Raw genomic sequence first — 24,462 nt, forward strand, 5'->3', positions numbered from 1 at the left:
CGGCGTGACCCCCGGCGACGACCGACCACCCTTCCTCGCGACCCGCGCGGTGCACGCGGGCAACGACGTCGACGCCGGGACCGGCGCGATCCGCCGCCCGATCGTCGCGGCCAACTCCTACGCCCTGCCCGAGGACCCCTCGGAGCTGGACTGGTCGGGCACCGCGACCCGGCTCTACACCCGCAACGGCGGGGCGAACCAGGGCTGGCTGGAGGACAAGCTCGTCGCCCTGGAGGACCCGGCCGGGGTGTCGCCGGGCGGGTGCGCCGCGGTCGCACTGGCCTCGGGCGTCGCGGCGCTGCACGCGGTGTTCTTCACGTTCCTGCGGAGCGGCGACCACGTCGTCAGCTCCGACGTGACCTACGTCGCCACCCACCGGCTGCTCACCGAGCTGCTGCCGGACCGGTGGGGGATCACCGCCACCCTGGTCGACTCCTCCGACCCGGAGGCGGTGCGCGCCGCGATCCGCCCGCGGACCCGGCTGGTGCACGTCGAGACCCCGGCCAACCCGACCACCCGGATCACCGACGTCGACGCCGTCGCCGCGATCGCGCACGAGGCGGGCGCCCTGCTCAGCGTCGACGCCACCTTCGCGACGCCGGTGCTGCAACGCCCGCTGGAGCGGGGCGCGGACCTCGTCGTGCACTCGCTGACCAAGTACGTCAACGGCCACGGCGACGCGATGGGCGGTGCCGTGCTCGGTCGCCGTGAGCTCGTCGAGCGGATCCGGGCCGACGCGATGGTCGACGCCGGGGGAGTCATCAGCCCGTTCAACGCCTGGCTGATCGCCCGGGGCGCGGTGACCCTGCCGATGCGGATGCGCGCGCACTGCGCCGGCGCGCAGCAGGTCGCGGAGTACCTGGAGTCCCGCCCGGAGGTCGCCTACGTGGCCTACCCGGGTCTGGCGTCGCACCCGCAGCACGCGCTCGCGACCCGGACCCTCGACGGCGGGTACGGCGGCATGCTGGCCTTCGCCCTGGACGGGCCGCCGGAGCTGCAGAACCGGTTCGTCGCGGGCCTGCGCGTCATCACCTCGGCGGTGTCGCTGGGCCACGACGAGTCGCTGATCGTGCACGTCGGGGCCGGTGGCGACGGCCGGGCGGCGCACTTCCCGCCGGAGTTCCGCCGCCTCGGGCACCTGCGCCTGTCGGTGGGGCTGGAGGACCCGCGCGATCTCGTCGCCGACATCGCGCGGGCCCTGGACGCCGTGGCGGGCGGCCTCAGCCGATGAGCGACCGGCCGACGACCTCCTTCATGATCTCGTTCGTGCCGCCGTAGATCGCCTGCACGCGGGAGTCGACGAACGCGCGGGCGATCGGGTACTCGAGCATGTAGCCGTAGCCGCCGTGCAGCTGCACGCAGCGGTCGACGACCCGGTTCTGCAGGTCCGAGCACCACCACTTGGCCTTGGCCGCGTCGGGTACCGACAGCTCGCCCTCGCCGTTGTGCTCGGTGATGCAGCGGTCCACGAAGACCCGGGCGATGGACACCTCGGTGTCCATCTCGGCGAGCTCGAAGCGGGTGTTCTGGAAGTTCGCCACCGGGCGGCCGAAGGCCTTGCGCTCCTTGGTGTACTCCAGCGTCATCTTCACGGCGGCTTCGGCGCCCGCCACCGAGGCGACGGCGATCGAGAGCCGCTCCTGGGCGAGGTTCTGCATGAGGTAGATGAAGCCCTGCCCGACCTCGCCGAGCCGGTTCGCGTCGGGCACCCGGACGTCGGTGAAGCTCAGCTCCGCGGTGTCCTGGGCCTTCATGCCGACCTTCTTCAGGCGGCGGCCGCGTTCGAAGCCCTCCATCCCGCGCTCCACGACGAACAGGGTGAAGCCGAGGTGCTTGGCGTCGGGGTCGGTCTTGGCGACGACGATCACCAGGTCGGCCAGGATGCCGTTGGTGATGAAGGTCTTGGAGCCGTTGAGGATCCAGTCGTCGCCGTCGCGACGGGCGTTGGTCGCGATGCCCTGGAGGTCCGAGCCGGTCCCGGGCTCGGTCATGGCGATCGCGGTGATCAGCTCGCCGGAGCAGAAGCCGGGCAGCCAGCGCTTCTTCTGCTCGTCGGTGCACAGCCGCAGCAGGTAGGGCTGCACGACGTCGTTGTGCAGCGGGAAGCCGATGCCGCTCGCACCGGCCGCGACGATCTCCTCGGCCAGGATCGCGTTGTAGCGGAAGTCGTCGACCCCGCCCCCGCCGTACTCCTCGGGGACGGCGGTGCCCAGCAGGCCGGCCGCGCCCGCCGCGGTCCATACCGCTCGGTCGACCTGGCCGTCCTCCTCCCACTGCTCGTGGTGAGGGGTGACCTCCTTCGCGATGAAGGTCCGGCACAGGTCACGGAACGCGTGGTGCTCGTCGTCGAAGATCTCGCGCTGCATGGTCGGCAGTCTCACATACCGACGGGTAACTCCGGTCGTCCTCGCGGGCCGTCGATGACCCACGCGTGCCGATAGGGTGCGCCCGTGGATCTCGTGGACGCCGTCGCCAACGTGTGGGACCGGGCCGTGGTCGGCCACCTCGCCGACCTGCGCCGGATGCCGCGGGACGCGGTGGTGGGCTCCCCGCAGGGGATCCTGTTCCGGTACCGCCCGTTGTCCGGCGTGGATCCCTCCGAGGGCGCGCCGGTGCTGCTCGTGCCGCCGCTGGGTGCCCCGGACTTCGCCTACGACCTGCGCCGCGGCTGCTCGCTGGTGGAGCACCTGCTGCAGCAGGGCCGGACCGTCTACCTGATCGACTACGGGCCCAAGTCGTTCTCCGACCGCACCCTGGGCATCGAGAGCTGGGTCGACGAGCTGCTGCCCGACACGGTCCGCCGGGTCGCCGAGGAGACCGGCGACGAGGTGCACCTCGTCGCCTGGTCGCTCGGCGGGATCTTCGCGCTGCTCACCGTCGCCGCCGCGGTGCAGGCACGCGACCCGCTGCCGGTGCGCTCGGTCGCCGCGATCGGCACCCCGGTCGACATCTCCCGGGTGCCGCTGGTGGCGCCGTTCCGGCCGCTCGCGCAGATCAGCGGTGGCCGGCTGGTCTCGTCGATCTACCGGGCCGTCGGCAGCTTCCCGGCGCCGATGGTGAGCTGGGCGTTCCAGCTGACCGCGGTGGACCGGCTCGTCACCAAGCCGCTCGCGATCGCGTCGCGGATCGACGACCGGGACTGCCTGGCCCAGATCGAGGCCGTCGACCACCTGATGAGCAACATGCACGGCTACCCGGGGCGGGTGTTCGGGCAGCTGTTCCACCTGTTGCTCCGCAGCAACGATCTCGCGAGCGGCGGACTGCGCCTGGGCGGGCGCGACGTGGAGCTGGCCGACGTCGGTGTGCCGGTGCTCGTCGTCGCCGGGCGGGACGACGTCATCGCCCCGCTGCGCGCGGTGCGTGCCGGCGTGCCGCTGCTGACCGGCAGCCCCGAGGTCCGGTTCTCGACCTCGCCGGGTGGGCACCTGGGCGTGCTGACCGGGCGCCGGGCCCGGGACACGACTTGGCCGGAGCTCGACCGGGCCCTGGCCGACTGGGACGCCGCCGCGGACACTCCCGACGACGAGGCAGGCCCCGCGGTCGGCGCCTGACCGAGCGCGCCGGCCCTGCCGCCTCCCGGCCCGAGCGCTGATCCCCAGTCCGCGCGCTGATCCGTCCGGCGCGCGCGTCCGGACGCGCGCGCCGGACGGATCAGCGCGCGCCGACGAGCAGAGGGATTGACCGGTGAGGCGGCTAAGTGATTTAGTCACTTTATGACCGCAGGGGAGACGTTGTCGGAGCGCCTGGCCGACGACATCATGGACATCATCCGGACCGGGAACCTCGGCCCGGGGGACCAGCTCGCGTCCTCCCGCGACCTGGCGCGACGGTTCGAGGTCACCACCCCGACGGTCCGCGAGGCGCTGCGACGCCTGGAGGCCACCGGTGCGGTGGAGTTCCGGCACGGCTCGGGCACCTACGTCGGCGACGGGGTCGGGCGGCGGCTGCTCGCGAACCCGCACCGCCCGTCGCGGACCTCCGACGGCGTGCACGAGCTGATCCGCGCCCGGCTCGTCCTGGAACCGTCGATCGCGGCCGCCGCGGCCCGGGAGCGTGACACCGCCGGGCTGGCGATGCTCGCCGAGAGCGTCACCAACGCCCTGCACCCGCCGGTCCGCGACCACCGCCCGGCCGTGCACTTCCACGTCGCACTGGCCGCGACCAGCGGCAACGCCCTGCTCCGCGAGACGGTGGAGGCGCTGCTGCACATCCGCGCCCGCGACCAGGTCGAGATCCGGCACCGCTACGACGACCGCGAGCGCGACCACGCCGAGCACGTCGCGCTGCTCGACGCCGTCCGCGGGGGCGACCCGGACCTGGCCGAGCGGCTCTGCCGCGAGCACCTCACCTCGATCGCCGAGGCGGTGGGCGCGTGAGCACGCGACGCCTGGGGGAGATGACGACGGTCGAGGCCGCGGCCGCCGTCGTCGACAGCCCGGTCGTGCTGCTGCCGGCGGGAGCCTTCGAACAGCACGGGCCGGGGCTGCCGCTCGCGACGGACCTGATCCGCGCCGAGGCGGTCTGCGACCGGGTCGCCGCGGCACTGGGCGGCACCGCGGTGGTCGGGCCGTCGTTGCCGGTCGGGGTGTCGCCGCACCACCTGGCCTTCGCCGGGACGGTCAGCCTGACCACCACGACGTTCGCCACGCTCGTGCGCGAGTACGTCGAGGGCCTGTACCGGCACGGCTGGCGCAAGATCTGCGTGGTCACGGGGCACGGCGGGAACGACGCCACTCTCGCGACGGTCGCGCAGGACCTCCTCGCCGCACGCCCGGACCTGCAGTTCGCGTGGAGCCCGCTCACCCCGCTGGCCGCCGACGTCGTCGCCGCGGCCGGGCCGCCCGAGGTCAGCGGGCACAGCGGGCAGGCCGAGACGGCGCAGATGCTCGCCGTGGCACCGCATCTGGTGCACACCGACCGGCTCGCGGCCGGGACCACCCGGCTCACCGAGCTCGATGCCTTCGGCGCACTGGCCCGGCGGCGCGGTGGTCCGACGCTCACCGCGCCCTACGACCGCCTGTCGGAGAACGGGGTCCTCGGCGAACCCCGCCGGGCCGACCCGGAGCACGGCGAGGCGATCGTCGCCGCGATCGTCGACCGGATCACCGACTTCGTCACGGCGTGGCTCAGGGCCTGACGTCCTCCGACCCGTACGGATCCACAGCACTCCCGCGGTGGCGCCACCGGTGCCCCCGTCGCACGACCTGCCCCGTGACCGGGCGGGACCAGCACCGGCCGTCGACGACGCCGTCCGAAGGGAACCCCATGTCCGCACCGAGATCGTCAGCACCGAGGCCGACGGCAGCGCCACGACCCGCGACGACGCCGTCCGTCCCGGAACGCCCGTCGGACGTGACCCGACGTCCCGGCAGAGCCCGCCTGCGTGCCGTGGCGACGGCCTGCCTCGTCGCGGCCGCCCTCACCACCGGCGCCGCCGTCGCCCCGACCGCCTCCGGCGCGCCCGCCTCGGGCGGGACGCCCGGCCCCGAGGCGACGGCCGGACCCGCCGGCACCGGCACGGCCCCCGGGCTGCCCGGCCCCGAGGCAACGGGACCCGCCGGCGCGACGCCCGGGCGGCCCGGCCCCGGCGCGGCCCCAGGACCGGTCGGAGCTCCGACCCCCGGCTGCGGCACCACACCGCCGCAGGCAGCGGGCACGACCGCGGTCCGCACCATCGACAGCGGCGGCCGGGAACGCAGCGTGCGGGTCCACCTGCCCGACGGCTACCGCCCCGACCGGCCCACCCCGGTGGTCCTGGTCTTCCACGGCCGCGGCAACGACGGCGCCACCACCGAGAACTTCTCCGGCCTGTCCGGGCTGCCGGCCGTCGTCGCCTATCCCGACGGGGTCCCCGGGGGAGAGGGCAAGCGCTCCTGGCAGGGCGCGCCGTACTCGGCGCCGGGCGTCGACGACGTCGCCTTCACCGGGGACCTCCTCGACGACCTGGAGTCCACCCTCTGCGTCGACCCCGGCCGGGTCTTCGCCACCGGCAAGTCCAACGGCGGCGGTTTCACCGAGATCCTGGCCTGCCGGATGTCCGACCGGATCGCCGCGATCGCCCCGGTCGCGGGCGCCTACTACCGCGACGGCGAGCCGCCGTGCCGGCCCGGCCGCCCGGTCCCCGCGCTGTTCGTGCACGGCACCGGGGACGCCACGATCCCCTACACCGGCGACGCCGACCGCGGCCTGCCCGCGATCCCGGCGAAGGTCGCCGAGTGGGTCGCCCGCGACGGCTGCCGGGCCCGCCCGCAGATCCGCCGGATCGAGCCCGACGTCACCATCTCGACCTGGCGGGGCTGCCGCGACGGAGCCCGGGTGGCGCACGTCGCCGTCGACGGCGGCGGGCACACCTGGCCCGGCGCGACCGCCTACTCCGGCGGCGGCGTCACGACACAGACCGTGCGCGCCACCGCGCTGATCGGGGACTTCTTCGGGCTCGGGGGTCCGCGGTGAGCGCGCCCGCCGGCACGTCGGACCGGGAGCTGCCCCGGCTGGTGCGGGCGATGACCGTCGTCGAACGCGTCGGGAACGCGCTGCCGCACCCGTTCTGGCTGTTCTGGGTGCTGTCGGCGATCCTCGCCGTGATCAGCGCGGGACTGGCGGCGGCGGGCGTCGCGGTGGTGGCACCCGACGGCGAGCCGGTCGCGGTGCGGAACCTGCTCTCCGGCGACGGCCTCGCCATGGCCGTCTCGTCGATGATCGACAACTTCGCGCAGTTCCCACCGATGGCCACCATCGTCACGGTGATCATGGGCGTCGCCGTCGCCGAGCGCAGCGGGCTGCTCGCCGCGGCCATGCGGGCCGGGGTCGCCCGGGTGCCGGCGTCGCTGGTGGTGTTCGCGGTCGCGTTCGCCGGGACCGTCGCGCACGTCGCGTCGGCCGCGGCGTACGTGATCCTTGTGCCGCTGGGCGGGCTCGCGTTCCGCGCGGTGGGCCGCTCGCCGATCCTCGGGATCGTCGTCGCCTACACCGCCATCGCCTCGGGCTACGACGCCAGCCCGGTCCCCACCCCGAACGACGCGATCTTCGCCGGCATCACCACCGCCGCGGCCCGGATCGTGGACCCGGAGGTCGTGGTGACCCCGGTCGGCAACTGGTTCTTCAACATCGTCTCCTCGGTCGTGCTCGCGCTGGTGATCACGGCGGTGACCCGGCTGGTCCTGGCCGAGCGCCCGGACCTGGACCCCGACCCGGACGCCCCCGACGACGACGTCGCCGGCCTGAGCCTGTCGGCGGCCGAACGGTCCGGCCTGCGCCGCGCCGGCTGGGTGCTGCTGGCCTTCGCAGTGCTGCTCGTCGCGGTCATGGCCCCGGAGTGGTCGCCGCTGCGCGGGGAGAACGGGTCGATCGTCGAGTCCCCGCTGGTGGAGGGGATCGGCGCGGTCATCGCGCTGCTGTTCGGCCTGCTCGGCACGGTCTTCGGGCGCGCGGTCGGCACGATCACCACCGCCGCGGACGTCCCGAAGCTGATGGCCGACGGGATCCGGCAGATGGCCCCGGTGCTGGCGCTGTTCTTCGCGATCGCCCAGTTCCTGGCCTACTTCGACTGGACCCATGTCGGGGACGTGCTCGCCGTCGTCGCCGCGGACGCGCTGCGCACCACCGGCGTCCCGATCCCGGTCGTGTTCCTGATGGTGCTGGCCGTGCTCACCGTGGTGAACGTGATGGTGACCAGCGGGACGGCGATGTGGTCGATCGCGGCGCCGGTGATCGTGCCGATGCTGATGCTGGTCGACGTGCCGCCCGAGACCACCCAGGCGCTGTTCCGGATCGCCGACTCCGGCTCGACGGCGATCACCCCGATGAGCCCGTACTTCATCATGGCGCTGGGGTTCCTGCAGCGGTACCGCAAGGACGCGGGCATCGGGACGCTCGCGTCGTACACGCTCCCGCTCGCGATCGCGATGACGGTCGTCTGGACCCTGCTGTTCTTCGCCTGGTGGGCACTGGGGATCCCGCTGGGACCGGGGGCTCCCGTGCGGTAGCGGGGTGCGGGCGGGCCCCGGCGGCGTGGAGGACACTGCGCAGGTGCGCTACCTCGACGGCCTCGCTTCCGGACCACGACGCTGGTCGGTGATGGGGCTGGGCACCTGGCAGTTCGGCACGAGCGAGTGGGGCTACGGCGACACGCTGGAGGCCGGGCGGATCGTCGCCCGTGCCCGCGAGCTGGGTGTCACCGTGTTCGACACCGCGGAGCTCTACGGCCCGCTGCGCAGCGAACGGATCCTGGGCGACGCGCTGCGTGCCTGCGGCGGCCCCGGGTGGCGCGACGAGGTCGTGATCGCGACGAAGTTCTTCCCGGTCCTGCCCCTGGGGCCGGTGCTGCGCCGGCGCGCGGTCGCCTCCGCCGCCCGGCTCGGGGTGACCGAGCTCGACCTCTACCAGGTGCACAAGCCGCACCCGCTGATCGGCGACGCGTCGGCGATGCGCGGCATGGCCGAGCTGCAGCGGACCGGCCTGGTGCGCGACGCCGGTGTCTCCTCGTACTCGCTGGAGCGCTGGCTGGCCGCGGAGGAGGCGCTGGGCGGACCGGTGCTGTCCAACCAGGTCGAGTTCAGCCTGCTGCGCCGCCTGCCCGCCGGGGCCCTCGTCCCGCACGCCGCTGCGCACGGACGCATCGTGATGGCCTACAGCCCGCTCGCCCAGGGACTGCTCACCGGCCGCTACGACGCCGACCACCGGCCCACCAACGCGGTGCGCCGCAGCAAGCCGGAGTGGCTGCCGGAGAACCTGGCCGCGCTGGCCCCGCTCACCGACACCCTGCGCGACGTCGCGTCCGCGCACGACGCGACGCCGTCCCAGGTCGCGCTGGCGTGGGTGGTGCACCACCCGAACACCGTCGCCATCCCCGGTGCGTCGAGCGTGGCGCAGCTGGAGTCCAACGTGGCTGCGGCGGACATCGTGCTGACCTCGGACGAGTACGCCGGTCTCACCGCGGCCGCGCAGCGGGTCCGGCTGCGCACCGGACCCGCCACGCTGCCCGCCGTCGCGCGGGAGCTGTTCTCCCGGCGGTGAGGGCGCCTACTTCACGTGCTCGCGCAGGAACTGCGTCGCGCGGGTCCAGGCGATCTCCGCCTGCTCGGCGTCGTAGGTCCCCATGTGGTTCTCGTCGTTGAAGAAGGCGTGCCCGGCCGGGTACTGCAGGAACTCCGGGCGGGTGCCGGACTCGGACTCGATGCGGTCGGCGAGCGAGCTCACCGCGTCCGGCGTCGCCATGGTGTCCTCGGCCCCGAAGTGGCCCTGCACGGCCGCGGTCAGGTTCGCGAACGACGGGTAGTCCTCCTTCAGGACGCCGTAGAACGGCACCGCGGCCGCGACCTTGTCGCCCTGCTGCGCGGCGAGGACCAGCACGAAGCCGCCGCCCATGCAGAAGCCGACGGCGCCGACGGCCGAGGAGGTCACGTCGTCGCGCCCGAGCAGGTACTCCACGGCTCCGGCCAGGTCGGTGGCCGCCTGCTGGACCGGCAGCTCGGCCATGAGCTTGCCGGCCTCGTCGGAGTCGTGGGTGGTGCGTCCGCCGTAGAGGTCGGGCGCCAGCGCGACGAAGCCCTCGGCGGCGAACCGGTTCGTGACGTCCACGATGTGGTCGGTGAGGCCCCACCACTCCTGGATGACGATCAGGCCGGGCCCGGACCCCGAGTCGGGGCGGGCCAGGTAGCCGTGCGCGGTGCCGCCGCCGGAGGGGAAGGTGACGTTCTGCGCGGGGTTCTCGTTGGTGTGTGCCACGCGGGCGATGACATCACGACGGTGCCGGTGCCGCCCGCCGGGAAGATCGTCGCGCCCCTGTGACGGAGGACCCTCCGTTAATCTTGAGCGTCGCAAACGATATGGGTCTATCGTCACCGCCATGCTCGCCGGGACCGCCACCCGCACCGCGCACGACGCCGCGGTGGAGAACCTGCGCCGGGCGCGCGCCGGAGCCGGCGCCGTCCAGCTGGGGAAACCGTCGTCGAACCTGTTCCGGTTCGGTGACCGCGACACCGGGGCCGCCGCGCGCCGACTCGACACCTCCGCGCTGAACGGTGTGCTCGGTGTGGACCCGGAGCGCTGTACCGCAGAGGTCCAGGGGATGGCGACCTACGAGACCATCGTGGACGCCACCCTCGCCCACGGGTTGATGCCGCTGGTCGTCCCGCAGCTCAAGACCATCACCCTCGGGGGAGCGGTCACCGGTCTCGGTGTCGAGTCGACGTCGTTCCACGCCGGGCTGCCGCACGAGTCGGTGCTGGAGATGGACGTGCTCACCCCGGCCGGGGAGCTGCTGCACGTCACCCCCGACGGCGAGCACGCCGACCTGTTCGCGGCGTTCCCCAACTCCTACGGCACGCTCGGCTACGCCCTGCGGCTGGTCGTCGAGCTGGCCCCGGTGAAGCCCTTCGTGAAGCTCACCCCCCACCGCTACCCGACCGCGTCCGCCGCGTCGGCGGCGATCGAGCGGTTCGTCGCCGCGGGGGAGATCGACTTCCTCGACGGGGTCGTGTTCGGACCCGACGAGCAGTACCTGACCACCGGTGAGTTCGTCGACGCACCGATGCCGGGCGCCCGGATCTCCGACTACACCGGCCAGGAGGTGTTCTACCGGTCGCTCCAGCGCCGCCCGGTCGACCACCTCACCGTGCACGACTACCTGTGGCGCTGGGACACCGACTGGTTCTGGTGCTCGCGGGCGTTCGGCGTGCAGCACCCAGTGGTGCGCCGGTTCTGGCCGCGCCGCTGGCGCCGGTCGGACGTCTACCGCCGGCTCGTCGCCCTCGACCAGCGCTACGGCGCGTCCAACCGGGTCCGCGAGGCCCTCGGCGGGACGGCCGAGGAGATGGTCGTGCAGGACGTCGAGATCCCCGTCGAGCGGCTCCCGGAGTTCCTGGAGTTCTTCCACCGCGAGATCCCGGTGCTGCCGGTGTGGCTGTGCCCGCTGCAGCTGCGGGGCGAACGGACCTGGCCGCTCTACCCGATGGAGCCGGGCCGGCTCTACGTCAACGTCGGGTTCTGGTCGTCGGTGCCGGAGAAACCGGGTGACCGGTGGGCACACAACCGGCTGATCGAAGAGTGTGTCGCCGACCTGGGCGGGCACAAGTCGCTGTACTCGACCGTGCACTACGGCGAGGACGAGTTCTGGGCCCACTACAACGGTGCGGCCTACCGCGCGGTGAAGCAGCGGTACGACCCGGACGGTCGGGCACCCGACCTGTTCCGGAAGGTCACCGGCCGCTGAGGGGCACCGCGAGGATCGACACGGGAGGGGATCGGCGATGACAGGAGTGCTGGAACAGCGGACCGCGTCGCTCGAGCCGGTGGCGGGGATCCTGTCCCGCGTCCTGGGCTCGACGCGTGAGCTGCGGGTGGAGGCGTTCGACGGGTCGCGGACGGGACCCGACGACGCCCCGGTCACGTTGCGGGTGAACTCGCCCCGGGCACTTGCCCGGCTGGTGAGCGCACCCGGCTCGCTCGGGCTGGCCCGGGCCTACGTCACCGAGGAGATCGACGTCGACGGGGACCTCTACACCGCGCTGCGCGCGATGTCGGAGGTGACGCTGCACTCGATCCCGCGCCGGGAGCAGCTGTGGCTCGCGCGGCGGCTGCTGCCCTACTGGCGCGAGCACCGGATGCCGCCGCCCGACCTGGAGGCCCGCCCCAAGGGGCTGCTGCACTCCAAGCGGCGTGACTCGCAGGCCATCTCGCACCACTACGACGTGTCCAACCGGTTCTACGAGTTCGTGCTCGGACCGTCGATGACCTACACCTGTGCCGCCTACCCCGACGCCGACGCGTCGCTGGAGACCGCGCAGGCCGCCAAGTACGAGCTGGTCGCGACCAAGCTGGACCTGAAGCCGGGGATGCGTCTGCTCGACGTCGGCTGCGGCTGGGGCGGCATGGTCCGCCACGCCGCCCGCGAGCACGGCGTCCGCGCGCTCGGGGTGACCCTGTCGAAGGAGCAGGCAGCCTGGGCGCAGGAGGCGATCGCCCGCGAGGGGCTGTCCGACCTGGCCGAGGTCCGGCACCTCGACTACCGCGACGTCCCCGACGGCGTGTACGACGCGGTGTCCTCCATCGGCCTCACCGAGCACATCGGCAAGTCCAACCTGGACTCCTACTTCGCGTCGATGTACGCCAAGCTGCGGCCGGGCGGGCGGATGCTGAACCACTGCATCACCCAGCCGTACCGGCCCGACCACCGCCACACCGACCCGTTCATCCACCGCTACGTGTTCCCCGACGGGGAGCTGGAGCCGGTCGCGGTGCTGGTGGACGCGATGAACGAGGCGGGGTTCGAGATCCGGCACGAGGAGAACCTGCGCGAGCACTACGCCATGACGCTGCGCGACTGGGGCACGAACCTGGAGCGCAACTGGACCGACGCCGTGGCCGAGGTCGGCGTCGGCCGGGCCCGGGTGTGGCGGCTCTACATGGCCGCGTGCCGGCTGGGCTTCGAGCTGAACAACATCCAGCTCCACCAGGTGCTGGGTGTCAAGCTCGAAGACGGCGGTCGGTCCGGGTTCCCGCTGCGCGGGGAGCACGGGGCGTACTGAGACCGGGGATCAGCGGAGACGGCGCGCGGCCGCGACGGCCTGCGCGCCGTATCCGCCCCCGAACAGCACCGCGTGCACCAGCAGCGGGAACAGCTGGTGCAGGTCGACCCGCTCGCGCCACCCGTCGGCGAGCGGGGCGGCCTCGTCGTAGGCGGCGAGGACGACGTCGAGGTGCGGCAGCCCGAACAGGTCCAGCATCGCGAGATCGGACTCCCGGTGCCCGCCGTGCGCGGCCGGGTCGATCAGCCACGCGGCGCCTTCCCCGTCCCCGTCGTCGCGGGGACCCCAGAGCACGTTGCCCGACCACAGGTCGCCGTGCAGCCGGGCCGGCGGCTCCGCCGGACCGGCCAGGGCGCCGATCCGTCCGCACACCGCCTCGACGACGGCGGCCCCGGCCGGGTCGAGGGAGCCGCGGTCCCGGGCGGCCCGCAGGTAGGGCAGCACCCGGTCGGCGGCGAACCAGTCGCCCCAGGGGCCGTCGTGGGGACGGTTCGTCATCCGCGTGCGACCGATCCACGCCAGCTCCGGTCCGCCCGGCGGCGGGACACCGAACGCGTCGGCCCCGGCGTCGTGCAGCGTCGCCAGCTCCCGGCCGAACCGCTCGGCGGCGGCCGGCGTCGCCCGGCCCGGGGTGATGAGCCCGGTGACCAGGAGCGCGTCGTCGGCGCCGAACACGTGCGGGACCGGTGGCCCGCCCGGCACCGCGATCCAGCGCAGCCCCGCGGCCTCGGCCCTGGCCGCACCCGGGTCGGCCGAGGAGTCCTTCACCACGACGACGGTGCCGTCGTCCAGGGTCGCGCGCGGCGGGTGGCCGGCCGGGCCCTCGCGCACCGACCGGCCGGTCAGCCGGGCGACGCGGTCGGTCATGCGTTCCGGGTGACGTACTCGACCAGGCCGGGCATCGCCGCCTCGATCATGGCGTGGACCTCGGCGAACCCGTCCGGGCCGCCGTAGTAGGGGTCGGGCACCTCGGCGCCCGCGGGCGCCGCCGGGTCGAACGAGCGCAGCAGGCGGACCCGCTTGGGATCGGGCACCGACTGCTCGAGGGTCCGCAGGTGCCCCATGTCCAGCGCCACCAGCAGGTCCGCGGACAGGATCTCCGAGTCGACCTGGCGGGCGCTGTGGGTGGTGTCGTAGCCGTGCTCGGCGAGCACCTCGGCGGCGCGGTCGTCCATCGGCTGCCCGATGTGCCAGTGACCGGTCCCGGCGCTGGTCACCCGCACCCGGTCGGCCAGCCCGGCGGCCTCGACCTCGGCGGCGAGGATCTTCTCGGCGATCGGGGACCGACAGATGTTGCCGGTACAGACGAAGACGACGTTCACTGCGACGTTCCTCCGGGGAGCGGGGGTGCCGACGTCGACCCTGACGCCTCGGGCGGGGTGGCGTGGACCATTGTCCACAGGGCATCGGTGCGCGCCGTAGGGTGGCCCGATGCCGTTCGATCACCATGCGGCCGGGACGGATCACGCGGGCGGCCACGACCTGCGGCACCACGGCGACGCCGAGGCCGCCGACGGGCTCGTCGACTTCGCCGTCAACGTGATCGGCGACGGCCCCCCGCGCTGGCTGCGGGACCGGCTCGCCGCGACCCTGGACGGGCTCGGCCGCTACCCGCGCGCCGACCACGACGCCCGCGCCCGCGCCGCCGTCGCGGCGCGCCACGGCCGCGACGCGAGCGAGGTGCTGGTGCTCGCGGGCAGCGCGGAGGGCTTCGCGCTGCTCCCGATGCTGCGCCCCCGGCTCGCCGCCGTCGTGCACCCGGGGTTCACCGAGCCGGAGGCCGCGCTGCGCAGCGGCGGGGTGGAGGTGGTGCGGGTGCTGACCGACGCCGCGACCGGACACGCGCTCGACCCGGCCGCGGTGCCGGCGGAGGCCGACCTCGTCGTCGTCGGGAACCCGACGAACCCCACCGGGGTGCTGCACCCGGCCGACTCGCTGCGCGCGCTCGCCCGCCCGGGACGGATCCTGCTCGTCGACGAGGCGTTCGCCGACGCCGTCCCCGGCGAGCCGGAGACCCTCGCCGGCGACGCGGGCGTGCCCGGCCTGCTGGTGTTCCGCTCGCTGACCAAGACCTGGGCACTGGCCGGGCTGCGCGCCGGCTACGCGCTCGGCGCCCCCGACCTGCTGGCCCGGCTCGCCGCACCCCGCCCACCGTGGCCGGTCTCCACACCCGCCCTGGAGGCGGTCATCGCCTGCTGCGAGCCCGACGCGGTCTCCGCGGCGGACCGGAAGGCCCGCGAGCTGGCCGCGCACCGCGTCTCGATGGCCACGGCGCTGTCGGGCGTCGACGGCGTCGCCGTGTCGGCGGGACCCGCCCCGTACCTGCTGCTCCACCTGCCCGACGGCACTGGCGAGGAGGTACGGCGGATGCTGCGCGAGGCCGGGATCGCGGTGCGCCGCGGCGACACCTTCCCCGGTCTCGGGCCCGACCACCTGCGCGTCGCGGTCCGCCCGCCGGAGACGGCCCGCCGCCTCGTCGACTCCCTCGACGAGGCACTGCGCCGGCTGGCGGTGTCGGCATGAGCACCCTGCGCGACGTGATCGCCGCCCTCGACGCGGTCTACCCGCCCCGGCTCGCCATGGACTGGGACGCGGTCGGCCTGGTCTGCGGCGACCCCGACGACACCGTCTCCCGGGTGCTGGTCGCCGTCGACCCCACCCCGGAGACCGTCGACGAGGCGATCTCCTCCGGCGCCCAGCTGCTGGTCACCCACCATCCGCTGCTGCTGCGCGGGGTGCACGGTGTCGGCGCCGACACCCCGAAGGGCGCGATGCTGCACCGGCTCATCCGGGCCGGGGTCGCGCTGTTCACCGCGCACACCAACGCCGACGTCGCCGACCCCGGTGTCTCCGACGCGCTCGCCGCGGCCCTCGGCCTGACCGTGTCCGGCCCGCTGGAACCGGTCCCCGGCCCGGCCCTGGACAAGATCGTCACCTTCGTGCCGGTCGGCCCGGCGATCGCCGCCGTGCACGCCGCGCTGTCCGACGCCGGGGCCGGCGCGATCGGCAACTACTCCCACTGCTCGTTCGCCACCGCCGGGACCGGCCAGTTCCTGCCCCTCGACGGCGCCGCCCCGGTCATCGGGTCGGTCGGCCGCCTGGAGCGCGTCGCGGAGACCCGGCTGGAGATGGTGCTGCCCCGGTCGCGCCGCCGCGACGTCGTCGCCGCGCTGCGGGCCGCGCACCCCTACGAGGAACCGGCCTTCGACCTGCTGGAGATGGCGCCGCTGCCGTCGTCGCTGGGGCTGGGCCGGATCGGCGAGCTCGACGACGCCGAGCCGTTCGCCGCGTTCACCCGCCGGGTCGCCGCGGCGCTGCCCGCCACCGCCTGGGGGGTGCGCGGTGCCGGGGACCCGGACCGTCCGATCCGCCGGGTCGCCGTCTGCGGTGGCGCCGGGGACTCGGCCCTGGACTCCGCGGCCCGGGCCGGCGTCGACGCGTTCGTCACCGCCGACCTGCGCCACCACCCCGCCTCCGAGCACGCGCTCGCCGGGACCGGCCCCGGCGGCCCGACACCCGCGCTGGTCGACGTCGCGCACTGGGCCTCGGAGTGGCCGTGGTGCGGGCAGGCGGCCGGGGTCGTGGCCGAGGCCCTCGCAGGTAGCGTCTCGGTCGCGGTCTCGCAGGCCCGTACCGACCCCTGGACCACCGCCGCCCCGAGCAGCGGATCCGACACGACAGCAGGACAACCGGAGGCGAGTGCATGAAGGCCGATCCCACCGCGCAGGCGAAGCTGGTGACGCTGGCCGAGGTGGACGCCGAGATCGGCCGGCTCACCCACCGGCGCTCGACGCTGCCCGAGCTCGCGCAGCTGGACGAGGCCGAGCAGCGCGTCCGGGCGGCACGCGACGCCGTGGTCCGCGCCGAGACCCGTGCCGGTGACCTCGACCGCGACATCGCCCGGCTCGAACGCGACATCGACGGCGTGCGGGCCCGCACCGAGCGCGACCACACCCTGCTCGCCGGCTCGGGCATCTCCGCCAAGCAGGCCACCGAGCTGCAGCACGAGCTCGACACCCTCGCCCGCCGCCAGGGCATCCTGGAGGACGAGCAGCTCGGGATCATGGAGGAGCGCGAGGCGGTCGGCATCGAGCTCGACCACGCCCGTGGCGAGCTGGCCGAGGCCGAGACCGCTGTCGGCGAGGTGACCGCGAAGCGCGAGTCCGCCGAGGGCGACATCGACGCCACCCGCGCCGGGCGCGACCGTGCCCGCACCGAGCTCGTCGCCGCGCTGCCCGCGGACCTGCTCGCCGACTACGAGCGCATCCGCGCCGGCGGCCGGGTCGCTGCCGGGCAGCTGCGCGAGTCCCGCTGCGGCGCCTGCCGGCTCGAGCTCGACCGGACCTTCCTCAGCCAGGTCCGCACGGCGCCCGCCGACGAGGTCGTCCACTGCGAGGAGTGCGGAGCGATCCTGGTGCGTGGCCGGTGAAGCTGGTCGTCGAGGCGGACGGCGGCTCCCGCGGCAACCCCGGGCCCGCCGGCTACGGCGCGGTCGTGCTCGACGCCGGAGCGCGCCAGGTGCTCGGTGAGGTCTACGACGGCCTCGGGATCACCACCAACAACGTCGCCGAGTACCGCGGCCTGATCGCCGGGCTGACCGCTGCCCGTGACCTGGGGGCCACCGAGGTCGAGGCCCGGATGGACTCCAAGCTCGTCGTCGAGCAGATGAGCGGGCGCTGGAAGATCAAGCACCCGCCGCTGCAGGAGCTCGCCGACGCCGCGCGCGAACTGGCCGCGGGCTTCGACGCGGTGACCTTCGTGTGGATCCCGCGCAAGGACAACGCCCGCGCCGACGCGCTCGCCAACCGCGCGATGGACGGCGAGTCCAGCCCGACTCTGGACCCGTCCGCCGCGGCAGGGCCCGCGCCGAAGCCACCCGCCGGGGCGACCGCGTCGACGGACTCGGCGGCAGCGGCGGCCTGGACCGGGCAGACCGGGTCCCCGGTGCGGCTGATCCTGCTGCGTCACGGCCAGACCGAGCTGTCGATCGAGCGCCGCTACTCCGGCCACGGGGATCCCGAGCTGACCGAGCTGGGGCAGCAGCAGGCCGCCGCCGCCGCCCTCGCGATCGCGAAGCGGCTCTCGCGCCAGGGCGTCGAGCCGGCGGCGGTGCTGTCCTCGCCGCTGCGCCGGGCCCGCCAGACCGCCGCGGCCGTCGCCGAGTCGACCGGGACCGAGCTGGAGGTCCGCGAGGGGCTGATCGAAACCGACTTCGGCGGCTGGGAGGGCCTCACCTTCACCGAGGCCCGCGAGCGCGACCCCGAGCTGCACGGCCGCTGGCTGGGCTCCGCCGACGTCGAACCGCCGGGCGGGGAGAGCTTCCGCGCGGTGGGGGAGCGGGTCGAGGCCGAGCGGGCCCGGATCGTGGAGGAGTTCGCCGGGCGGACGGTGATCCTGGTCAGCCACGTCACGCCGATCAAGATGCTGCTGCGCACCGCGCTCGGCGCCGGCGACGAGGTGCTGTACCGCATGCACCTCGACCTGGCGTGTCTCAACATCGCCGACTTCTACCCCGACGGGGGCGCCTCGGTGCGTCTGGTCAACGAGACGTCCTACCTGGACGGCCTCCGGTAGCCAGCGGCCCGTCAGGGGCCCGCCACCACCTGCTGGATCGATACCGTCCTGACCCGTTCGGGCGGTGTCGACTCCGGACAGTTGTCCCCTTTCCTCGCCTGAGCGATGCTTCGCGTGCACCGTACGGGGCGGTCAACCTACGGAGCGTGAACGACGGTCTCGGTGGCGGCGGGGAACAGAGAGACGGTGAGGACAGCGATGTCGCAGATCCACGAGCACGACTACGGCTACGACCTGGCACACGAGATGAAGGTGATCGCCCGGCTGCCCCAGCAGCGGCGCGGCAGCTCGCGCCCGATGGGCGTCCCGGCCCGCGAGATGGACCCGGACACCGACCTCGGCCACGACATGGCCCACGAGTTCTGATCCCTGTCCACCGTCCGCGACGGCCCCGCCCTCTCCGGGCGGGGCCGTCGTGCGCTCGGGGCTACTGCGGCAGGACCGCGAGCGCGGCCCACAGCGCGGTCGTCGCGGCGAGCAGGCCCAACGGGACGGTGAGCGCCCCCAGCCGCAGGAACGTCCCGAGCTGCGGCGGGTCGCCGTAGCCGGTGGCGATGCGCCGCCACAGCAGCGTCGCGAGCGACCCGGCGTAGGTCAGGTTCGGCCCGATGTTGACGCCCAGCAGCATCGCGAGCACCAGCCCGGGGTGCGCGGCCGGACCGAGCGCGGAGAGCAGCACCAGCGTCGCGGGCAGGTTGTTCACCAGGTTCGCCAGTACCGCCGCGACGGCCGCGGTGACCAGCAGCCCGGTCAGGTCCGGGGTGGCGGGCAGCAGTGAACCGATCCAGCCGGACAGCCCCTGCGCGCCGAGCCCGGCGACGACCACCCCCAGGGCCAGCACGAACAGGCAGAACCCGGGGGAGGCGGCCGCGACCAGGCGCAGCGGCCCGGTCTCGCGCCGCACCAGCGCCCGCACCGCCAGCACCGCGGCACCGGCCGCGGCGACCCAGCCCGGCGCGACGCCCAGCGGCGAGGCCACCGCAAACCCGGCCAGGGTCAGCCCGAGCACCACCAGCGCGACGACCGGCGCCGCCGGCACGGGCACCGCGGGGTCGGCGGGGACCGGCACCGGCGATGCGGCCAGGTCCCGCCGGAACACCCACCGCAGCACCAGGTACTCGACGGCGATCACCGCCACCCACGGCCCGGCCATCAGACCGGCGAAGGTCAGGAACCCCACCCCCGACGCCGAGAACGCGAGCAGGTTCGTCAGGTTCGACACCGGCAGCAGCCCCGACGCCGAGTTCGACAGGTGTGCGCAGGCGAACGAGTGCGGCCGCGACGCCACCCCCAGCCGGGCCGCCGTCGCGAGCACCACCGGGGTCAGCAGCACGACCGTCGCGTCCAGGCTCAGCACCGCCGTCGTCCCGGCCGCCGCGACGAACACCGCGGCCAGCAGCCGTCGCGGGGACCCGGCCGACGCCGTCGCCAGCCGCGCGCCCAGCCAGCGGAACACGCCCTCGGCGTCGGCGAGGTGCCCGAGCAGCAGGATCGCGGCGAGGAACCCGACGGTCGGGGCGAGCTCGCCGATCTCGGTCCACGCCCCGGCCGGGGTCACCAGCCCGGCGACGACGGCGACCAGCGCCGCCGGGACCGCCACCACGGCCTCGGGGAGCCCGAACGGGCGCAGCGTCGCGGCGGCCAGGACCGCGGCCAGCAGGGCGACCGCCAGCAGGAGGTCGATCACCACCGGACGGTATCCCGCTGCGACGTCGCGGTGCTCCCCGGCGGCCGACCGTTCGGGTCCGTAGCCTGGAACCCATGACCGCAGCCACCGAGATCGCGTTCGAGAACACCTTCGTCCGCGACCTGGAGGGGCTCTTCGTCCCCTGGCAGGCCGCCCCGACGCCGGACGCGCGGCTGGTGCTGCTCAACGAGTCCCTGGCCCGTGAGCTGGGCCTGGACCCGGCGCAGCTGCGCACCCCCGAGGGGGTCGCGCTGCTCACCGGCACGACCGTGCCCGACTCGGCGACAACCGTCGCGCAGGCCTATGCCGGCCACCAGTTCGGCAACTACTCGCCCCGGCTCGGCGACGGCAGGGCACTGCTCGTCGGGGAGCTCGTCACCCCGGGCGGCACCCGCCGCGACCTGCACCTGAAGGGATCGGGGCGGACCCCGTTCGCCCGCGGCGGCGACGGGAAGGCCCCGCTCGGGCCGATGCTTCGCGAGTACGTGATCTCCGAGGCGATGCACGCGCTCGGGGTTCCGTCGACGCGCTCGCTCGCCGTCGTCGCGACCGGTGAGCCCGTGCTGCGCGACCGCGGCCCGGAGCCGGGTGCGGTGCTCGCCCGCACCGCGGCCAGCCACCTGCGGGTGGGGACGTTCCAGTTCGCGGCAGCGAGCAGCGCAGGCGGATCGCGCAGCGACACCGCGACCGGTGAGGTGGACCTGCTGCGCCGGCTCACCGAGTACGCCATCGCCCGGCACCACCCGCAGGCGTCCACGCCGCTGGAGTTCTACCGCGCGGTGATCGCCGCCCAGGCCGAGCTGATCGCGCGCTGGATGCAGATCGGGTTCGTGCACGGCGTCATGAACACCGACAACATGACGATCTCCGGGGAGACCATCGACTACGGCCCGTGCGCGTTCCTCGACGCCCACGACCCGTCGACCTGGTACTCCTCGATCGACTCCGGCGGCCGCTACGCCTACGGCAACCAGCCCGGCATCGCGCAGTGGAACCTCGCCCGCTTCGGGGAGTCGCTGCTGGGCCTGTTCGCCGACTCCCAGGAGGAGGCGGTCCGCCTCGCGACCGAGGAGCTGGCGGGCTTCGCAGGCGCCTACCGCGCCGCCCACGACCGCGGCTACCTGGCCAAGATCGGCGTCGGGACCCCGGAGCTGCTCGCCGACCTGTTCGCGGTGATCGAGGACCAGAAGCCCGACCACACCCTGTTCTTCCGACGGCTGTCCGAGGCCGCCCGCGGCGACGCGGGGCCGGTCCGCGACCTGCTGTCCGACCCGGGCGCGCTGGACCCGTGGCTGGAGTCCTGGCGGGCCGCCGGCCCGGACGCCGACGCGATGGACCGGGTCAACCCGGTCTACGTGCCGCGCAACCACCTGGTCGAGGAGGCGCTGGGCGCCGCCGTCGAGGGGGACCTGGAACCGGTGCAGTGGCTGCTGCAGGTCCTCGCGGACCCGTTCACCGAGCGCGAGGGCTACGAGCGTTACGCCCTGCCGGCCGGGCCGGACGCGCCGCCGTTCAGGACGTTCTGCGGGACGTGAGCAGCGAGCATCGGGCGACCGAGACCAGCCAGTCCCGGTAGCGCGCGACCGGCCAGCCGCGCAGTGCGACCAGTCGGCGCGCCGCTGTCCGAGGACTCGGGCCGCGCCGAACCGGCGGAGGCCGTGCGGGCCGCCGTGGCGACATGAGTATCCTCGTCGTTGCGGACGAGTCGGTCGGGCGGCCGCGGCGGGACCTCCGGGTCCTGCCGAGGAAAGTCCGGACTCCACAGGGCAGGGTGGTTGTCAACGGCAACCCGGGGCAACCCGCGGGACAGTGCCACAGAGAACAGACCGCCACCGGCCTCAGGGCCGGGGGTAAGGGTGAAACGGTGGTGTAAGAGACCACCAGCACCCCGGGTGACCGGGGTGGCTCGGTAAACCCCACCCGGAGCAAGGTCGAGAGGCCGTACATGTACGGCTGCGCAGGCGTTCGAGGGCTGCCCGCCCGAGCCTGCGGGTGGACCGCTGGAGCCTGCCGGCGACGGCAGGCCGAGATGGATGGTCGCCGAACGGAGCACCGTGAGGTGTCCGGGAACAGGATCCGGCTTACAGACCGACTCGTCCGCCCCGTTCTCCCCGACATGCGCCGGGGGAGCGGGGTTCGTGCGCTGAGCAGCGGAGATGCTCTCGCGACCTCTCGTCGTCTCTCCGCGACGTGCCACAGCCCGGCGATGGGCCCGGGACATGATCATGCGCGGCGCGCCGTGCGCAGGTCACCGGCCCTGCCGCACCTCCCTGATCTCCGAGCGGTGCCGGGTCCGGGCGGAGCCTGATGTGTGCGCTTCCTCGGGGGTGGCGCCGTGGGCCGTCTGCTCGCTAGCGTCCGGCTCCGTGAGCGACTGGGAGATTGCACAGGTCAACATCGCGCTACCGGTGGTTCCGCTGTCCGAGCCCGAACTCGGGTGGTTCGTCGAGGCCCTCGCCCCCGTGAACGCTGTGGTCGACAACGCGCCCGGATTCCGGTGGCGCATGCAGACCGAGGACGGCGACGCCACCGCGGTCCGGGCGTTCGGAGACGACCGGCTCATCGTCAACATGTCCGTGTGGGCCTCGGTCGAGGCGTTGGCCGACTTCGTGTACCGCGACCCGGCCCATGTCGCGGTGCTCCGCCGCAAGCGGGAGAGTTTCGTGCGCCTCGGCGAGATGCATCAGGCGCTGTGGTGGGTCCCGGCCGGGCATCGGCCTTCGGTGGACGAGGCAGAGGAGCGGCTCGCCCATCTCCGGGCTCACGGACCGACGCCTCGGGCGTTCACGTTCCGGATCCAGTTCCCGATCCCCGGCACCGAGGCCGACTCGATCTCCGGACACGACGATTGGTACTGCCGCGCTTGAGACATGAGGCCTCCCGTCGTCGGTGACGCGGGTCGGCCTGGCCGGCCCCGGGCCGGGGGCACACAGGGGGCACAAGGCCTGCTTGCTGGTTCGGTGGCTCGGCGAGACAGTGCAGAGATGCTCGTGGACGAGGTACCCGCCTGGGTCGGGCCGTGGTGCCGGGAGAACCTGGGCAGCGAGCCGGTCGAGGTGCTGTTCGCTGTTGCGCAGATGTCCGTGGTTCTGGGGCTGTGCCTCGATGACGGGGCTGAGGTGGTCCTGAAGGCCAGGGAGGACGACAGCCGTGCGAAGGCATGTGTGCTGGCACAGGCGCAGCTCGCCGAGCGCGGGTTCCCGTGCCCGAGGCCGTTGACCGCGGCGATCAGTTCCGGCGGGATGGTCCTCCATGCCGAGGAGTTCAGGCCCGGTGGGGAGGTCTCGGGTGGTGACACTCCCGAGGTCGCGTCGCGCTATGGGGGAGTCTTCGGCTGGCTGCTCGCCGAGTTGCAGAACGTGCGGGTGGCGCCGCCGTTGCCGAATCCGCGCTGGGTCTGCTGGGACCACGCCGGCCGCGGTGTCTGGCCGAGCATCGGGTTCCTGGACCAGCGGGACCAGAGTGTGGTGCCGCAGTTCGTCGAGGACATCGCGCAGCGAGTGCGGGCCAGGCTGCGCGGGGCGGACGCGCCCTGCGTCCTGGGGCATTCCGACTTCGAGGCGCAGAACCTGCGCTGGCACGGACCGACGCTGTGGGCGCTACACGACTGGGACAGTCTTGCCTGGCAGCCGGAAGCTGCGCTCGTCGGTGCTGCGAGCGGGGCGTTCCCCCGCTCGCCCGGTGAACCACCGACGCTGGCGAGCCTCACCAGCTCCGAGGCGTTCCTGAACGCTTATCAGAACGTGCGCGGTCGACCCTTCACGCCCGACGAGCTGGAACTCGCGTGGGCAGCAAGTCTGTGGCCGGCTGCTCACAACGCCCGCTGGGACGCTCTGCACGGGGAACCGGAGTCACCGTCGACCACGGCTCTGATCGAGCAGGCGGCAGATCGGTTGGCCCGCGCCGGAGTGCGACCGGTCGGAGGCATTCGCGCGCGCTAGCCCGGCGATGATGCGGGTGGTGGCTCCGGTTCCACGAACCCTCGGACGGACTGCGAGGCGCGGACGGCGGGGTCGGGGAAGCGCACAGATCCCCGTCGACGAGCCGACTACCGCCCCCGGAGATACGCAGTGATCATCGCGGTCAGCTCGTTCTCCAGCCGTCGCGCGGGGATCCGGTCCGGTGCCGCCGACAGCGCGTGGACCATGAGCTCCAGGGTGGTCGTGACGATCTGCGCGGCGGCCTCCGTGTCCTCGACGCCCGCCTCGGGATGACGGACCAGGAGGTCCCGGAACCTGCGCATCCGGCCGCGCTGGTACGCCTCGATCTTCGTCATGACGGCGCCGGCGCGGGGCGCTTCCTCCATGAACAGCCGCAGCAGTCGTGGGTCGTCGCGGTGGTTCGCGATCGCCGTGCGCACCATCGCCCGCACGAGCTCCTCCAACGGCTGATCGCCTGCGTCCTCACCGGTCGTCAGCGGCGCGGCGCCCTGGTCCAGGTGCCGGGTCAGGAGCTCGGCCAGGATCGCGTCCTTGTTCGGGAAGTACTGGTACAGCGAGCCGATCGAGCACCGGGCCTCCTCGGCGATCCGGTTCGTGGTGCCTGCGGCGTAGCCGTACGTGGTGAAAACGTGAGCAGCCGCGGTGAGGATCCGCTCGCGGGTGAGTTCTGCCCGGACCTGACGCGGCCGCCGACGTGCGGCGATCCGGCGCTGTTGCGGGGTCATGTCCCTCC

23 protein-coding genes and 1 other RNA gene are annotated in these 24,462 nt (G+C 73.9%); 18 read left to right on the forward strand and 6 right to left on the reverse strand.

What is annotated here, in order from left to right:
• Positions 1 to 4: 4 nt before the first annotated feature.
• On the forward strand, positions 5 to 1,231 hold the full coding sequence (locus tag Ae717Ps2_RS09090) for a PLP-dependent aspartate aminotransferase family protein (protein WP_233147503.1): 1,227 nt from the start codon (positions 5 to 7) through the stop codon (positions 1,229 to 1,231).
• Here the strand turns inward: Ae717Ps2_RS09090 and Ae717Ps2_RS09095 are convergent.
• Positions 1,221 to 2,366 (reverse strand): acyl-CoA dehydrogenase family protein, encoded by a 1,146-nt coding sequence (locus tag Ae717Ps2_RS09095; protein ID WP_075333224.1) that lies wholly within the window; start codon positions 2,364 to 2,366, stop codon positions 1,221 to 1,223. The two genes, Ae717Ps2_RS09090 and Ae717Ps2_RS09095, sit on opposite strands and share 11 nt — an antisense overlap.
• Before the next feature lie 84 nt (positions 2,367 to 2,450).
• Between Ae717Ps2_RS09095 and Ae717Ps2_RS09100 the strand changes: the two genes are divergently transcribed.
• From Ae717Ps2_RS09100 to Ae717Ps2_RS09125, 6 genes are all read left to right on the forward strand, one after another.
• A complete protein-coding gene (locus Ae717Ps2_RS09100) occupies positions 2,451 to 3,551 on the forward strand; it encodes an alpha/beta fold hydrolase (RefSeq protein WP_075333225.1) in 1,101 nt (366 codons plus the stop codon).
• A 162-nt stretch (positions 3,552 to 3,713) separates the two neighbouring features.
• Positions 3,714 to 4,376, forward strand: a complete 663-nt coding sequence (locus Ae717Ps2_RS09105; RefSeq protein ID WP_075305698.1) for a FadR/GntR family transcriptional regulator — start codon at positions 3,714 to 3,716, stop codon at positions 4,374 to 4,376.
• Entirely contained in the window at positions 4,373 to 5,137 is a 765-nt protein-coding gene (locus tag Ae717Ps2_RS09110; RefSeq protein ID WP_043277253.1) for a creatininase family protein, read from the forward strand. The genes Ae717Ps2_RS09105 and Ae717Ps2_RS09110 overlap by 4 nt, the downstream gene beginning before the upstream one ends.
• Before the next feature lie 251 nt (positions 5,138 to 5,388).
• A complete protein-coding gene (locus Ae717Ps2_RS09115; protein WP_075305699.1) occupies positions 5,389 to 6,453 on the forward strand; it encodes a PHB depolymerase family esterase in 1,065 nt (354 codons plus the stop codon).
• A gap of 50 nt (positions 6,454 to 6,503) precedes the next feature.
• On the forward strand, positions 6,504 to 7,985 hold the full coding sequence (locus tag Ae717Ps2_RS09120; RefSeq protein WP_083702557.1) for an AbgT family transporter: 1,482 nt from the start codon (positions 6,504 to 6,506) through the stop codon (positions 7,983 to 7,985).
• A 4-nt stretch (positions 7,986 to 7,989) separates the two neighbouring features.
• Positions 7,990 to 9,015 carry an aldo/keto reductase gene (locus tag Ae717Ps2_RS09125; protein ID WP_233147504.1) on the forward strand — a complete coding sequence of 342 codons (1,026 nt, stop codon included), beginning with the start codon at positions 7,990 to 7,992 and terminating at the stop codon, positions 9,013 to 9,015.
• 6 nt (positions 9,016 to 9,021) lie between these two features.
• Here Ae717Ps2_RS09125 and Ae717Ps2_RS09130 read toward each other — a convergent pair whose 3' ends face one another.
• Positions 9,022 to 9,726 carry a dienelactone hydrolase family protein gene (locus Ae717Ps2_RS09130; RefSeq protein WP_020622584.1) on the reverse strand — a complete coding sequence of 235 codons (705 nt, stop codon included), beginning with the start codon at positions 9,724 to 9,726 and terminating at the stop codon, positions 9,022 to 9,024.
• A 121-nt stretch (positions 9,727 to 9,847) separates the two neighbouring features.
• Between Ae717Ps2_RS09130 and Ae717Ps2_RS09135 the strand changes: the two genes are divergently transcribed.
• Complete coding sequence (locus Ae717Ps2_RS09135; protein ID WP_075333227.1) at positions 9,848 to 11,212, forward strand: FAD-binding oxidoreductase; 1,365 nt, start codon at positions 9,848 to 9,850, stop codon at positions 11,210 to 11,212.
• Between the two features lie 37 nt (positions 11,213 to 11,249).
• Complete coding sequence (locus Ae717Ps2_RS09140) at positions 11,250 to 12,527, forward strand: cyclopropane-fatty-acyl-phospholipid synthase family protein (protein ID WP_075305703.1); 1,278 nt, start codon at positions 11,250 to 11,252, stop codon at positions 12,525 to 12,527.
• Between the two features lie 9 nt (positions 12,528 to 12,536).
• On the opposite strand, the gene Ae717Ps2_RS09145 is transcribed toward Ae717Ps2_RS09140, so the two are convergent.
• The gene (locus Ae717Ps2_RS09145; protein WP_075333228.1) at positions 12,537 to 13,394 is read right to left on the reverse strand and encodes a fructosamine kinase family protein; all 858 of its coding nucleotides are present in this window, start codon (positions 13,392 to 13,394) and stop codon (positions 12,537 to 12,539) included.
• On the reverse strand, positions 13,391 to 13,849 hold the full coding sequence (locus Ae717Ps2_RS09150; RefSeq protein ID WP_020622580.1) for a low molecular weight protein-tyrosine-phosphatase: 459 nt from the start codon (positions 13,847 to 13,849) through the stop codon (positions 13,391 to 13,393). Before Ae717Ps2_RS09150 ends, Ae717Ps2_RS09145 begins: the two co-directional genes overlap by 4 nt.
• Before the next feature lie 109 nt (positions 13,850 to 13,958).
• Between Ae717Ps2_RS09150 and cobC the strand changes: the two genes are divergently transcribed.
• The 5 genes from cobC to Ae717Ps2_RS37290 all read left to right on the forward strand — a co-directional run bounded on the left by cobC (position 13,959) and on the right by Ae717Ps2_RS37290 (position 18,467).
• Complete coding sequence (gene cobC / locus Ae717Ps2_RS09155) at positions 13,959 to 15,050, forward strand: Rv2231c family pyridoxal phosphate-dependent protein CobC (RefSeq protein WP_075305705.1); 1,092 nt, start codon at positions 13,959 to 13,961, stop codon at positions 15,048 to 15,050.
• Positions 15,047 to 16,234 carry a Nif3-like dinuclear metal center hexameric protein gene (locus Ae717Ps2_RS09160; RefSeq protein WP_075333229.1) on the forward strand — a complete coding sequence of 396 codons (1,188 nt, stop codon included), beginning with the start codon at positions 15,047 to 15,049 and terminating at the stop codon, positions 16,232 to 16,234. Before cobC ends, Ae717Ps2_RS09160 begins: the two co-directional genes overlap by 4 nt.
• On the forward strand, positions 16,231 to 16,956 hold the full coding sequence (locus Ae717Ps2_RS09165; RefSeq protein WP_020622577.1) for a zinc ribbon domain-containing protein: 726 nt from the start codon (positions 16,231 to 16,233) through the stop codon (positions 16,954 to 16,956). The genes Ae717Ps2_RS09160 and Ae717Ps2_RS09165 overlap by 4 nt, the downstream gene beginning before the upstream one ends.
• Positions 16,926 to 18,101, forward strand: a complete 1,176-nt coding sequence (locus Ae717Ps2_RS09170) for a bifunctional RNase H/acid phosphatase (RefSeq protein ID WP_083696066.1) — start codon at positions 16,926 to 16,928, stop codon at positions 18,099 to 18,101. Before Ae717Ps2_RS09165 ends, Ae717Ps2_RS09170 begins: the two co-directional genes overlap by 31 nt.
• A 198-nt stretch (positions 18,102 to 18,299) precedes the next feature.
• Positions 18,300 to 18,467 (forward strand): hypothetical protein, encoded by a 168-nt coding sequence (locus Ae717Ps2_RS37290; protein WP_020622575.1) that lies wholly within the window; start codon positions 18,300 to 18,302, stop codon positions 18,465 to 18,467.
• A gap of 61 nt (positions 18,468 to 18,528) precedes the next feature.
• On the opposite strand, the gene Ae717Ps2_RS09175 is transcribed toward Ae717Ps2_RS37290, so the two are convergent.
• Complete coding sequence (locus Ae717Ps2_RS09175) at positions 18,529 to 19,785, reverse strand: SLC13 family permease (RefSeq protein ID WP_170918322.1); 1,257 nt, start codon at positions 19,783 to 19,785, stop codon at positions 18,529 to 18,531.
• Between the two features lie 77 nt (positions 19,786 to 19,862).
• Between Ae717Ps2_RS09175 and Ae717Ps2_RS09180 the strand changes: the two genes are divergently transcribed.
• The 4 genes from Ae717Ps2_RS09180 (at position 19,863) to Ae717Ps2_RS09195 (ending at position 23,729) form a co-directional block, all read left to right on the forward strand.
• Positions 19,863 to 21,323 carry a YdiU family protein gene (locus Ae717Ps2_RS09180; protein WP_075305708.1) on the forward strand — a complete coding sequence of 487 codons (1,461 nt, stop codon included), beginning with the start codon at positions 19,863 to 19,865 and terminating at the stop codon, positions 21,321 to 21,323.
• Between the two features lie 166 nt (positions 21,324 to 21,489).
• An RNA gene (gene rnpB, locus Ae717Ps2_RS09185) (RNase P RNA component class A) lies at positions 21,490 to 21,888 on the forward strand.
• Between the two features lie 266 nt (positions 21,889 to 22,154).
• Entirely contained in the window at positions 22,155 to 22,655 is a 501-nt protein-coding gene (locus tag Ae717Ps2_RS09190; RefSeq protein ID WP_075311619.1) for a DUF3291 domain-containing protein, read from the forward strand.
• A gap of 117 nt (positions 22,656 to 22,772) precedes the next feature.
• A complete protein-coding gene (locus tag Ae717Ps2_RS09195) occupies positions 22,773 to 23,729 on the forward strand; it encodes a hypothetical protein (RefSeq protein ID WP_075305718.1) in 957 nt (318 codons plus the stop codon).
• Between the two features lie 107 nt (positions 23,730 to 23,836).
• Here Ae717Ps2_RS09195 and Ae717Ps2_RS09200 read toward each other — a convergent pair whose 3' ends face one another.
• Positions 23,837 to 24,454: a TetR/AcrR family transcriptional regulator gene (locus Ae717Ps2_RS09200; protein ID WP_075305719.1), complete on the reverse strand. Its 618-nt coding sequence runs from the start codon at positions 24,452 to 24,454 to the stop codon at positions 23,837 to 23,839.
• Between the last annotated feature and the right edge of the window lie 8 nt (positions 24,455 to 24,462).

The sequence above is a fragment of the Pseudonocardia sp. Ae717_Ps2 genome (assembly GCF_001932475.1).
Classification (GTDB): Bacteria; Actinomycetota; Actinomycetes; order Mycobacteriales; family Pseudonocardiaceae; genus Pseudonocardia.